The 12968-nt window shown below is 53.6% G+C and carries 8 protein-coding genes; all 8 read right to left on the reverse strand.

Features of this window, described 5'->3' with window-relative positions:
• Positions 1-42: 42 nt before the first annotated feature.
• On the reverse strand, positions 43-2187 hold the full coding sequence (locus MFFC18_RS02290) for a 3-hydroxyacyl-CoA dehydrogenase NAD-binding domain-containing protein (protein WP_148618594.1): 2145 nt from the start codon (positions 2185-2187) through the stop codon (positions 43-45).
• Between the two features lie 267 nt (positions 2188-2454).
• Positions 2455-4074, reverse strand: coding sequence for a hypothetical protein (locus MFFC18_RS02295; RefSeq protein WP_075084759.1), 1620 nt, complete (start codon positions 4072-4074; stop codon positions 2455-2457).
• Positions 4071-6467, reverse strand: a complete 2397-nt coding sequence (locus MFFC18_RS02300) for an ABC transporter substrate-binding protein (protein ID WP_075084758.1) — start codon at positions 6465-6467, stop codon at positions 4071-4073. The genes MFFC18_RS02295 and MFFC18_RS02300 overlap by 4 nt, the downstream gene beginning before the upstream one ends.
• A 30-nt stretch (positions 6468-6497) precedes the next feature.
• Entirely contained in the window at positions 6498-9890 is a 3393-nt protein-coding gene (locus MFFC18_RS02305) for an outer membrane protein assembly factor BamB family protein (protein ID WP_075084757.1), read from the reverse strand.
• On the reverse strand, positions 9887-10489 hold the full coding sequence (locus MFFC18_RS02310; RefSeq protein ID WP_075084756.1) for an ExbD/TolR family protein: 603 nt from the start codon (positions 10487-10489) through the stop codon (positions 9887-9889). The genes MFFC18_RS02305 and MFFC18_RS02310 overlap by 4 nt, the downstream gene beginning before the upstream one ends.
• Positions 10490-10966 (reverse strand): ExbD/TolR family protein, encoded by a 477-nt coding sequence (locus tag MFFC18_RS02315; protein ID WP_075084755.1) that lies wholly within the window; start codon positions 10964-10966, stop codon positions 10490-10492.
• A 12-nt stretch (positions 10967-10978) separates the two neighbouring features.
• On the reverse strand, positions 10979-11623 hold the full coding sequence (locus MFFC18_RS02320; protein WP_075084754.1) for a MotA/TolQ/ExbB proton channel family protein: 645 nt from the start codon (positions 11621-11623) through the stop codon (positions 10979-10981).
• Positions 11624-12101: 478 nt separating this feature from the next.
• Entirely contained in the window at positions 12102-12968 is an 867-nt protein-coding gene (locus MFFC18_RS02325) for a hypothetical protein (RefSeq protein ID WP_075084753.1), read from the reverse strand.

The raw sequence follows: 12968 nt of genomic DNA on the forward strand, positions 1-12968 counted from the left end.
AATCATTTATGGGTCTGTCGTTGCTGAAATCGCTGGTCCTGCCTATTCGTGGAAGGACAGTCCTTTCAGCTCCATCCGCTGTAACAGCGGCGAAGTTTCATCGCCCAGCAAACGGTTGAGCGTGTCGATTCCAATTTGGTCTGCCCAAAACAGAATTCCGCCCCGGTGAGCCGGAAAGGAAAGTCCGTGGACGATGCACAAGTCGATATCACGTGCGTCTCTGACGATTTCTTCTTCCAGAATGAACGACGCTTCGCGAGCAACCTGAGCCAAGATTCTTGCGGCAATGGATTCGGTATTGAGCTCACTGTCCGGTTTCGGGCTGCGGTAGTCATTGAGCAAGTCGTCGATCGAAGCATCAAAGATGCCCTCAGCTTCCAGGGACTCGTAGCGATAGAAACCAGTTCCTGATTTTCGACCCAGCAGATTTTTCTTCACCATCCGCGGCAGGATCGGAGAAAGCGAAACACACTTCAGCCCATTTTCCCACATGCTACGCCCCGCATACATGCAGGTGTCGGCTCCGATGATATCAATGATTTCAAACGGACCACCCCGGAATCCAAAATCTCGCATCGCGAGATCAATCGACTCAATCGAGTAACCTTCACTGTACAGTTTCAGTGACTCATTAAGCATCGCAGCCAACAACCGGTTGACGACAAACCCGGGGCAGTCGTTAATCGCGACGGGCATCATCCGCAATTGGCGAACGAAAGCGACTGCGTCCGCGACCGTTTGCTCGTCCGTGTCGGGACCGCAAATGACTTCGACCAGCGACATCAGTTTCGGGTGGCAAAAGTGAATGCCGCAAAACGACTCTGGATGCTGCAGGTCGCCCGACATGGACTCGATCTGGATTGCGGAGGTGTTGCTCGCGATCCAGTCCGGAGTGTTTTCAGCGGACTGGATTTTCTGCAGTACTGATTTCTTGACGTTAAGCGTTTCAACGACCGATTCGATGACCAGGTCCACGCCCTCGAGTTCATCATACGAGTCGATTGCCTTTGCCAGATTGCTGGACGTGGAATCGTTGATACGATCCGCAGCAGATTGAGCCGCGCCCGGGTTTGCGTCGAGCAAACGGATTTCGAGGTTGGCCGCAGCGCATCGCGTGGCAATGGATTCGCCCATCAGTCCGGCGCCAACGATACCAAGCTTGCTGACTTTTTGGGTCGCGAGCGATGTGTCTACCAGGCCCGGATTCTTGTGGTTGTGTCTGACCAAGAAGTAATGATGCAGCAGGCCGCGATTGGCGGGACTGCCGTAAACCTGAGCCATCGCAATTGATTCGGAGGCCTCCGAATCGGCCGCATCAAGTGTCGCGGTTCTGGCCAGATGCTCCAACACCACCGTGGGGGCAAACAGAAACACGTCGCGATTGGCTACGATTGCCTTGGCCGCGTCGGCAACGATTGACTCGGCGTCACCGTAGTTTTGGACCGGGCCTTCAAGCAATTTTCGTTTTGCTAACCAGTCTGTTTTTTTCACCGCCTGCAGCAGACGAATGGCGTCGGCCTCAAGCAACGACTCCGATTCGGTAGCGTCGTTACAGGGAACGACCGCGTCGATCATTCCAATCTCTTTGGCAGCGGACGATGAAATCAGTTCACCAGAAGTCGTCAGTTGGACTGCGGCTTCAAAGCCCGAGAGTCTTGGCAGTCGACTGGTTCCGGCCCATCCGGGAACCAGCCCCAGTTTCACTTCTGGCAGTCCAAGTTTGGTGGCTCGATGATCGGTCGCAATTCGGTAGTCGCACCAGAGAGCAATCTCAAGTCCGCCTCCCACGGCGGCACCGTGAATTGCCGCAACCGTTGGAAAGTGGCCGGAGCTGAACTTCCGCATCACCGCTCTGCCCTGTTCGCAGAACTCAATAACCTGTTCGTCACTGAAGTCGGCCGTTTTCTGAATTCGCCGCAGGTCAGCACCGGCAACGAAGATTTTTGGCTTGCTGGAAACAAGAATGGCGCCGCGCAGATCTTCACGCTCGAGCAGGCTCTCGATCGCGGAATCAAGTTCAGCGAACAGTTGTTCATCCAGGACATTTCCCGGTCGCTCTGGCGTGTCCATCCGAATAACGGCGATGTCGGGCTGGGGAAAGCCAAGTTGGACGATTTTGGAGGAAGGCATATGCAGAAACGTTGAACCAGTGATCAAGTTTTGCCCGAGCATTTCCTGGCGGTTCATCAACTCTGAGCCGACCGACGTCACCGGTTTCGTTTAGCTCGTGATTGAAGCCACTGCATTACAAGAACGACGCCTGAAGTCCGTGCGATTCGGAATCGTTCATTGAGCGATGGGATACCACCAAGGCAAGAGCAATTCAATCATAACCCGAAGCGAGAGCGACGTGCAGGTCGCTCGTGCGATAGTCGTTGTCGCTGAAGATTTCACCACCAATTGGAGGAATGGCTGCCGGCATCGCGAAACGCATCATTTCTTTCAGCGTCCGGTTTAGCCAGAGCCCTGCAGAGGCTTCGCTTTTTCGGCTGGTGCGGAATCAGCGTTCGGTTCGGGTCGCGGCGGAACTTTTCCAGCCTCGATCCACTTTCGAATTTCAGCTTCGGCGTTCTTGATGAAATCCGAACTGGCAATCTTCTTTAGTGGCGAGAACATCTTTTGAATCGACTGCTTTTCACGTTGCACGTCTGTCTGAGCCTTAAGACGAATTTCTTCGTCCGCCATTCTCGCACGCAGGTCCATCGGATTCTCCAGATCGGTATATGTTTGCAAGATCTTGCGAGCGTCTTCTTCCTTGCCGTCCTCGATCGCCTTTTCAATTTCCTTCTGATAGATCTGCCGCAACACTGCCAGCGAAAGGATCTCGTTCTCCAGACCCGTGACCACACCCTTGGCCAACAAACGAATTTCGTCGTTGGTGATCGTCGTTTCCAGTTCGTCGCGGAAGCCAGGGATCACCGGGATTTTCTTGAGACGTCGACCACCGCGGCGAACCAACAACATCCGCATGTCGTCGCTCTGTGGAATCTCGATCTCGCCTCGCCAGTCAGTCTTGCCGTGGTACTCAAGTTCCGTCGTAATGTCATCAGGTTCGACCGTCACGATGTCGTAACCTTCGAGCGGTTCAGGTTCTTCTTCGCCACGCGAAACCAGTCGAAGAACGGTTGAGCCGTTGCTCGGGCGAATCACAAGTGCCAGTTTTTCGGCTCGTTTACTTTTCCGTCCGGCCAAAGGTGCACGAACAGAAGAGAAAACCATCCCGTTGATCACGGTTCCCTCAATTGCTTCGATGGCGATAAACGTAAACGGAACCGCATCCAGTCTGACAACGTTTCCGTTTCTGTCAGTACGAACGACGACAGGCAACAGCCGGTCCGATTCGCGTACATAGCACGGCGAACTTTCAATCGGAACGACTACAGGTTGTAGGTTTTCATTGATTTCGGTGCGAACACAGGCTTCGATACCGCGGGCACGAAGTTCTGCCTTGTTGGTCTTTCCGACTTCATCGATACGGGCCAGCGGCATGAATGCACGGCTCAAAACTTTCGCCGCAAGCGGTCCAACGGAAGACATCAGTCCTGTTCGGGAAGTACCCGTGGGGCCGATTTGACGCGTGCGAGCATCGATCTCTCGCACGTCGATTCTGTACTCGCCCGCGACGGTTCGAACACGCACGATCATCAGTTTGTCATAGAACTCAAGCTCGGGTTCGGCAAGAATGCTTTCGACGATAGAGTCCTCAACATCGGAGTGCAGCAACTTCCAACGCCACTGGCTGGGAGGCGTGCCAGCGACCACGTTCCAACCGCTGGGATCGAGAAGTTGGCAGTCAGTTTCAATTCGTCGGCAAATTTCTTCCTCGCTGTCGATCAACGCAGGCGAACCATCAAGGCAAACCCAAACGGCAACCTGATAGGGTCGCGTCTCCCAGGCCCGCTGACTGGCGGCAGGCTCTTGAGCAATTTTGACCGACCGGAACTCGCCACGCCAGGCTGGTGCCGTTGGTGCTGGATCCGATTCCGAGTCGACGGGAGATTCCTGCGTCGCGAAAACCGGACTCGCTAGCAGAGCAACTACCAACCATGCGAAAGTAAATCTTGCGTGAATCATTTCGCTTCCTTTTGCTCGCTTGCGTACCCTTCGATCCGCCAGCGACGAATGTTCTGGTAAAGATGAATCAGGTCGCGCCCCAGCCCGTAAACATTTTTGCGAAACGCAAAGTGTTCCTTGATCTGGTACATCGGGATGATAGACAGGTCGTTGGAAACCTGACGATGGATTCGACGCAACGTACGACTCGCATCCTGCCACGATTCGGCATAGCCCAGTTTCTGAAGTGACTGATCAACGGGAGAGGAAACGTCTTTCGCGATTCCATACGTTCCCATGATCCGGGTAGCGTCCGTCAACGGTTCTTCAATCGCGGCTTCGACATAAAGCATGTCCCAGTTGTCGTCCTCAGGGAACGAAATTTCCTTGGCCAACGGTCGCAGTGTCGTGGCGATTCCGGACTCCTCCCAGCTTTGTTTGATTTTTTCGCACGCCGCGGTCGCCAGCGAACCAGAGGGGTGAGCCAGCACAATTGTTGGCGGAGCCGAGCGACCTTTGGGGAACTTTTTGGTCTTTGTTGTGTTGGCCATATGAGACAAAACCATCGACAATCGCTGTTGATACGGAAGCGATTTGACTTTCATGTCGTAGCCGTAAGAAACCTGATCGTACTCGTCACTGCCGATCGGAAACGGCCCACTCAGCGGTTCACACCCGTCAATGTCTTCGCCGCCAAAGACATCGTTCACAATGCCTTCCCGATTGATGCCGGTCGAAAGAGCCCGTATAAGCTGAACGGAACCTTCGTACTCGCCGCGAACCTTGGGAACCAGAAAATGAACGGTCGGGATCGCGTATGCACGAACTTCGATTCCAGGTGCCTTACGCAGTTTCGGGATGTCGGACAAAGCAGGGCGATCCACAATGTCGACTTCGCCTCGAATCAGCGCATCCACCGCATCCGACGACGCTCTGTAGTACTCTTCAATGACAACGGGGTACTGTTTTTGTGATTCGCGAGGATAACGTTCGTTGAATTCAAACGTGGCTTCTTTGCCTCGCTTGGACGTCATCGCATAGACACCATCCTGAATGGGCTGGCCGTCTTCTTCACGGTTGGCGTATTGAAAACGAGCCAGCGCTGAAGGTCTTACGAACGGACGGCGAAGCTGAATTGCAACGCGATCGGCTCCATCAACAGAAACAGAGCCCAAAATCTTTGCCCATGCCGGTAGGTAGTTCGGCGAATACGAATTGGCATGATCGAGCAACCGCGACGCGACCTGATTCGGTGACGAATAAGGCAGCAGCGGATCGGGTTTTTCATCGAAAATGAAAGCGTACTCCATTCCCAAATCGTCCGTGCGTTCGAAACGTCCGTTGAGGAATTGATAGCGTCCGCCTTCGTCGCTGAGCCCTGTCAGTTCAATCATCGTTCGCTGAGTCAGTCTTCCAACGCGTCGTGAACCCCAGTGATCCAGTCGATTCGGGTTCGCATCGCCTGCTGGTTGATTTACCGCGACGATAATCAGAGGGTACTGTTTGGTGATCTCGACCTGAACGTCCCGTGTCTCCTTCATGCCTGGTTGGATTCGCTCTGCCAACCGGGACAGGTAGTGAGCCTGGCGTCCGTCGCCTTCCGCGGCGGCTTTGCGGGCATCACGCAGCACCTGTTTCGCCTTGTCAAGAAACTTCTGTCGCCAACTGGCGACGAAATCTTCCATCACCTCGCCGTACTGTTTTTCGATTCCGTCCAGAGCGGACTTAATGTATTCTGCGTCGCCTCTTTCAAAACGCTTTTCCAGCATTCCGTCGTAGCAACTTTGAATGGTCTTCTTCAGTGACGCATTGATTCCGGGAACGCGAAAATCCGGATCTTTTCGATAGAGATCTTCGAAGATGGAAAGAGCAAGTTCGTAGTTGCCGTCCGAGTAATTGGCTACGGCGTCTTTGAACAGGCAGCTCTGAAGTCGCCTTCTGACGTCGGGATCATTGGCTGCCCCGTGATCATAGGCGTACAGCAGATTGCGAAGCGCCGGAGCGTATTGATTGTCGCGAAGGAAATCTTCTGCCTCTTCAAGCAGAAGCTCGTTAAAGGTTACGTAGCTTTCGATGTGACGATACGGCACCTGCAAAACGAACTCGGAATCCTCACGGTATTCGAACCGCAGATTGCCTTCTTCCGGAAACGGCAGATCCAGATTCTCGACGGGCACGATCTTGATAATCGCGTTGTCACTTCTGTCGTCCAGATACAAAACGTCGAACGGCTCTTCATCCATTAGCGGCGAAGGCCAGTCACCGTCTTTTTCGATCACTTGCGCCTGCAGTGACGCGTCATCGCCTGACAGGAAACCGCCGACAGGGCTGATGCCGCCAAAAGTACAAACAACTACCGCCGCCACGATGAAGCGACGCAGAAGACCCGATTCGTTTTCAAGTGTAAGTTTCATTCAATCCCAAACGTTGGCGAACCAGAGCAACTAAGAACCGTTGTTCAGCACGTGAACCGTACCGTCCATGCCGGAGAAGAAAACCTTCCCGTCCGCAAATGTTGGTGCTTGGACGATCGGTTGGCCAAGGTCAATAACATTGACGTCATCACCAGAAGCCGCATCGAGGAACATTACTTTTCCGTTTTGCAGAACCAGCACGAGCTGCCCGGAAACTTCCTGCGGCGGGCAAGCGAATCGATCATTCTTTACGTTTCGAATCCACTTCTGGTTCAACGAATCGTCAAGCATCACCAGCTGATCGCTGTCGAGCAAAGCCATGATGCCACCGCTGACGGCCCACGGGCCGCTAACAACTCGACCATCCAGCGCCGCTCGGGCAACTTCCTGGGCTGAGCTGTCTGTTTTCACGATCGCATCCGCATCGCCGACTCGATCTGCCGCAAACACGGCACCGCCAAACGATGCCAGACTGCCAACATAGTTTCCAGTTGACTCAAGCGAACCGTTGCTGTTGATCGAGCGACCTTTTTCGATGTTGAGAAGGTAAAGCGTGCTCGACGTTGCACCGCTGTCTTCACCAACCTGAGTCGCGATTGCGATCTGGTTTTCGGAAACCTGAACCGGACGAATCCACTTCACGTCTTTCCCGGGAGCAACCGGCGGAAGAAAGGCCTCGCCCTTCATGCCACCAGTGGCTGGGTCAATCGCAGCGACTTGACCATTCAGGTTGGCCACAATCAACTGCCCATCAACGGTGATCGGCTCGCAAGCCGGATTGTCTGAAGGAGCTGCCAGTTCGGTCAATTTCAGCGAACCAGTCGCATCAATCGTAGCGAACTCTCGTGATCCGGCACCGCCGACACTGACCCACGAACCGTCTCCAAGATCCGAAGTCGTCGAAAACTGAAGGCTCTCAACCACCGTGCTGGCCTTGGCCGCCTGACGAATGAAATTGCCCTGAGCATCACCTGGCATTTCGAAAAGGTCACCCTGATTGGAAACTGCAAATCGCTTTCCGCCGGCGTCGATGACTGGTCCGGCGACTTCGCCACCAAAATCATTCCGCCAAATCTGCTCAAGCGTATTCGCGTCAACCAAAGAAGCCGAAACCATCCCGGAACCGTATCGCTTGCGAACGTGGAACAGCTTGTCATCAAGCTTCAAACACGGTGCGACGAACGAATCCGTTCCGTGCTTCAGAACTTTCAGGTCGAACTTTCCAAGGTTCCGTTTGACTTTATAGAACGCAGCCCCAGTACCGCAAACCCACAGGCTACTGCCATCGGTTTCGATAAAGGAAGGCTGGCCTTCTTTACTTTCAAAACTCTCCGTCGCGAACTTGCTGATCGGAGTCTTTTCGTCGCCCTGATTGAATTCCAGGATCACCATCTGGCCGTCGTCGCTGACGGCCAGCAACCAGCGACCGTAGCGCCGCAGGTGACGAGTCACCGGGCCATTGGCAACGCGACGAATTACCTGAACCGGATCCGGTCCAAGCTGCATGCCGTTTTCTTTTGGACGCAGCACAAACATGTCACAGTAGTCGCCGCCGTTGACCAGTACGATCAGGTGGCCGTTGTACATATAAGGCGGCACAGAAATACTTCCGCTGTAGTGCCCAAGGTAAAACACCTCTTTGCACTCCATGTCTTCGGTGCCGATGACATACAGATTCGATTTCAGTCCAGCCTGATAGATCAACGGGTCCTGCTCACTGATAAAGCAACGCGCGTTGGCTCCCTGAGGCAGTTGGGCTGAACCGATCAGCTCTCCTGAACCCGGATCAAGACGTAGCAGCTTTCCGCTGGCCGTTGTGATCACCAGTTTCTCAGCCGTCAACGCTGGCGTGAAGAACTTTTCGCCAATCGGCGTCCGCCATACAAGCTGACCCGTTGCCAATTCCAGTTTCAGCAGATCGCTATGTTCGACGTCAGAGACAAGCACATGCTCTTCGCCCATCTTCTGCGGCTGGATCGATGAGCCCAAGCCCACGAACTGACGCCACGCGATTTCACCCGTGCCGGCATCAAAGCCCAACACGGATCCATCGACCAACGTCGGGATGACTTCGCCTTGCAAGCCTTCGTCAGGACTACCAACGATGGCGCCCATCACCCAGGTTTGCTCAATCGCAGAAGCTGCAAAATCGGGCACAGCGCTAATCGAAACCTGTGCTGGCTGGATCAATTTCGACTCGAGCTCGCTGGTTTTTACCATCAACGCACGCAACTCTTCGCGTGCGGCAAGGTCACCGTATTGCCGCGTCAGATCCTGAAACGTCTTGAACGCTTCTTCCGTTTTGCCTGCTTCGCCAAGCGACTCGATCGAAGACAACGCACTGCCGTAGTCTTTCTCTTTCGTGATGTAGCCTTCGATCGTGCGAATGTTGTTTTCAAGCTTGTCGATGTACTTCTTGTTCGTCGGAACTTTTCGGGACGATGACGTCACGTAGAAAACGTTGTCGACCAGATCTTTCTTGTATCCCGATGCTTTCACGAGGTTGCCTTCCATCGCTGCAAGCTCAGTGTTCTTCAGCATTGTTGTCGTCAGTTCGGCGAGCGAACGAGGCAACATCACTCCAAGGTCATCGCGGATCTTGTCCATGTCCACGTCTTCGTCTTCAGCGTACTCGGCCAGTTTCTCTTTGGCTCGAATCAGCGTCTCTTCCCACAGTTTCGACTCATAAGAATCACGCAGCAGACTTTGAACCCGCCGCGCTTTGGCTTCCTTGATGAACTTGTGGTTGGGAGCCGCTTCGATGTACTCATCGTAGGCCTTGATCGCCGCCTGATAGGATCCGTTGTCGTAGTGATCCCTGGCGTTGTTGTACATCGCCTCTGGTTCCATGTTGCTAACAGTGAACCACAGGAACATGCCGACCATCAACAAAAAGCCCAGAATGCCAAACCCGATGTAGGGCCAGCGACTGTTCCACTGGTCGCGTTTGTCGATCTTTCCGGTGAAAGTGGGTTTCTTGTTTTCGCCACTTTCCTCCGCCGAGCCATACGTGTTGAATTCGTCAACGTACTCGTCGCCAGGCAGCGGATCGACTTCGACTTCGGCGATCGGCGCGGCGACAGGCACGATGGCATCGACGTCTTCGCGAGTCCTGTCAGTTCGATTCGAACGCTTGGGTTTCGGTTTGCGTTTGACTTCCGCGGATTTGGTCGGCTGGTCATCTTCGACGACGCCAACCATCAACTCGTCGGTATTTCTGCGGCTGACAGAGGGTGTTTCCCCCTGCATGATCTGCCGCGCCTGCTCTTCGGTCAATTGACCTTTACGCACGAGATAGCTCAGAACAGCACTGGTTTTAACCGTGCGTTCGGGGTCTTCTACCTGGATGCGAATTTTTCGCAGCGCTTTGGATTCGATCGAACCCAGACTTTCGAGTTTTTGTAGAAGTTCCTTCGGAGTCATAGTTCCTCTTCCGTCGTTTCGATGGAAATTTTCTCGATTCCGGCGACGACTCCCGCGTCCCACGCCGAAATAACTTTCTTGTGCATCGAATCGACATGAGCACGAATAATCATGCGTCCAACGTTCGACATGTTTTTGGCTTCTTTAACCCGAGTAAACATCTCGCGTCGACTCGGGCATTCGACTTCGTCTTCGTCGCGCGATGTCACGTAAAAGGTGTTGTTCTGATCAATCAGGACGGTCACATAGTCCTTGTCCGGATCCTCTTCCTGAACGACATCAGAAGGCTCATCCGTTTCAGGAGGCGGTTGCTCAATTGATTTTTGCAGCGAGAAACTGGCCGTCACCATAAAGAAGATCAGCAGCAGGAACGTGACGTCGACCATCGGCGTCATATCCAGATCGTCTTCCGGGATCTTCTCCTTTTTGCCGATCGTCGCGGGTTCTTCATAGTCGTCGTCGATGACTTCTTCGCTATCGTCGAAGCCCTTCCAGCCCATGTCGCGGTACTCACCGGACTCGTGATGTCGTGCTCCGTCGGCGCGATATTCGACAACGCCTTCGTCGCCCTTCACTGGTTCGTCAGATTCGTCGCTCATCTACTGCTCCTCCTTCACGCCCACGAAGACCTTGCGTTCGGCAGCCATCTCGGATCCCGCCACGCCACGACGGACCATCTCGACCGTTCCGGTTTTCACTTCGCCAGCGGCCTTGATCAGGATCGATGTCTTTTCTGGATTCGCTCCAAGTTCATTTTGAACGAACTGGGCAATCTCGTCTTCGATGCCTTCCGGGTCAGAGGCGGCGACCGGATTGTCTTCGCTTTTGCCTTTGAAGATCTTGTACTGACCGCCTTCGTCCAGCGTCACCAGCAGCGTAACGGCAGCCTTTTCCGGTACCGAAACGCCGTAGCTGGCTTTGGGAAGTTCAATAGCGGCCTGCGGGTCCATTTTGGAAGCCACCACAAAGAACGCCAGCAACAGAAACGTGATATCAATCATCGGAGTGATATCGAGTTCGCCGTCGTCAGGGTTCCGCTTGCGTTTGGGCAGCTGTAGTCCGGATTCTTCTTTCAAGGTAACCCCCGACTACTTGTTGGGGAAACGAATATTGGCTTCCTTGAAGATCTCAAGGAATTGATTCAGGCCGTAGCCAACAAGGTCTTCCATCTTCTTGATTTGGACGTTGATGTATGCCGTACCCAGAACCAGCGGAATGGCGATCGCCAAGCCGAGTGCTGTCGTGATCAGGGCGAACTGAATGTCGAGAGCCAGTTTACTGACGTCGACCGACGCTCCGCCGACCGCGAGTTTCGCGAAGGCTTTCATCATGCCGAGTACCGTACCAAGCAGCCCGATCATCGGAGCCGCTTTGATAACCGTGTAGACCCAGCTGAGTCGATATTCAAGATCCTGAAGCACGTCGCGTTGAAAGCGGTCGACCAATAACTGCTTCACGCGGTTATAGCCTAACTTCCTGTTGGCGATTGCCATTTGGGAAAGTTGACAGGTTGCCCGTCGATCACCATCGCAAAGTTCGTTGGCGGCATCGTAGTCGCCTTTCGAAAGTGGCTCCTCAATCGCTTCGAGAAACGCAGATTGCTGCTCTTCGCTTGTGAACTGTTTTTGTCGCACGCGGCTGACAACCATCACGATGCAAAACGCGCCCCAGAGCGCGATGAAGAACATAACGGCATAAATCGCGTATCCAGCAAAATCAAAAACGGTATCCATCGAGCCCCCATCGTGCCTGTTATCAAGCTTGTGTTAGTAATTCATCCGTGCCGTTTACGCGAATGAGTGTGGTGGGGTGGCATTTCGTCGATTCACCCCCTGCGAAACTGTCCGTTCCGGCGGGTCGCATTATGAACCAGATCAAAAAATTGAGAAGGCTTCTAACGCGTTTTAAGGCAAATTGCACTCTCCGACGGACTCGCGCGGGCGAAGTTCTTCGAAGGATTTGCTACCCATCGTTCATGTGGAAGTGGAACGGACGAGCAATTGAAGTTTACTTAACGAATTGGAAAACTGGAAACAGAAATGCAAAACGTTTCCCTGTTTCTGTGATCGTAAGATCTGTTCTGACGGTATCAGAAATTTCACCGACTGTCGCATGCCGATCGACTTGACGATCCAACATGTATTGACTCCAAGTCAGCACGTTCGTCCCGAACCTGGACTCTATAGGGCTATAATGGCTGATGCTTTTTCGCTATTGGAATTCACAGTTCACGATGGTGAACTTGAATCCGCCGCCGTCTGCTTCGACTCTGATATTCGTGCGACGCACTTCTTTAAGTTCACGGTCAACGCTTTTCAAGTAGTCATCTTCGGCTTTGGCAATCGTGAATCGGGTTTGTTGGTCGTAGAACTGAGCCATCGTCGCACCCGAGGTGTCAATGTTCAACGAGGCGGCGATTTCCTGGTCCCACTTCTTCATTCGTAGCTTCGCGTGTGAAAAGAGCAGTGACTTCTTCTCTTTTTCGCGACTTGTTTGAGTCACCTGGCCGCGTTTGGAAACGTTGCTGATGCGATAGACCGTTTCTCCGACCGCAGGGATCACGCCAATCTGAATGTTGAAATAGTCCAGTTGGTCTTTATAGGTGTCCTTGTTGTCGACCTCGTAAACGATCTTCCAACGCTTGTAGTCAGGAATTCCGTCGCCCGATCCCGAGGGACCGCCCTCGCGGCTGCCGTAGCCGCCGCCTTTCCCCATCACCGCCGCGTCGCCACTGACATGCTCGGAGTTCGCACGAATCGTGGAAACTGCGTTCGAAACGGCTTCGAGGGCTTCCGCGAGTTGAGGTGTATCGACTTCTGCAAAGTCCTCAACGCCGGGATCAAGTTCGTCGTCTTCGAAACCTTCAGGTTTGTCGTTGCCGTCTTCGCCGATTGTTGCAGGAACAAATGGCGGCGCGACGTTTCGCTCGAATTTGAACACCGATGTTAGCCAGATCAGAAACAGCATGGTTACCAGAAAGCCAACCAGCGTGATCAGCGCCGTCAACCACGCGCTGAGGCGATCGTACGCGCTCGTCTTTGACTCAACTCGATCGATGGGTCGTGTGATAATGCTCAT

Source organism: Mariniblastus fucicola (assembly GCF_008087665.1).
GTDB lineage: Bacteria > Planctomycetota > Planctomycetia > Pirellulales > Pirellulaceae > Mariniblastus > Mariniblastus fucicola.

Bases quoted from the DNA above. Each gene is read 5' to 3' on its own strand.
- MFFC18_RS02290 (WP_148618594.1), bottom strand. From the start codon at position 2,187: ATGAACCGCCAGGAAATGCTCGGGCAAAACTTGATCACTGGTTCAACG.
- MFFC18_RS02295 (WP_075084759.1), bottom strand. From the start codon at position 4,074: ATGATTCACGCAAGATTTACTTTCGCATGGTTGGTAGTTGCTCTGCTA.
- MFFC18_RS02300 (WP_075084758.1), bottom strand. From the start codon at position 6,467: ATGAAACTTACACTTGAAAACGAATCGGGTCTTCTGCGTCGCTTCATC.
- MFFC18_RS02305 (WP_075084757.1), bottom strand. From the start codon at position 9,890: ATGACTCCGAAGGAACTTCTACAAAAACTCGAAAGTCTGGGTTCGATC.
- MFFC18_RS02310 (WP_075084756.1), bottom strand. From the start codon at position 10,489: ATGAGCGACGAATCTGACGAACCAGTGAAGGGCGACGAAGGCGTTGTC.
- MFFC18_RS02320 (WP_075084754.1), bottom strand. From the start codon at position 11,623: ATGGATACCGTTTTTGATTTTGCTGGATACGCGATTTATGCCGTTATG.
- MFFC18_RS02325 (WP_075084753.1), bottom strand. From the start codon at position 12,968: ATGAGCATTATCACACGACCCATCGATCGAGTTGAGTCAAAGACGAGC.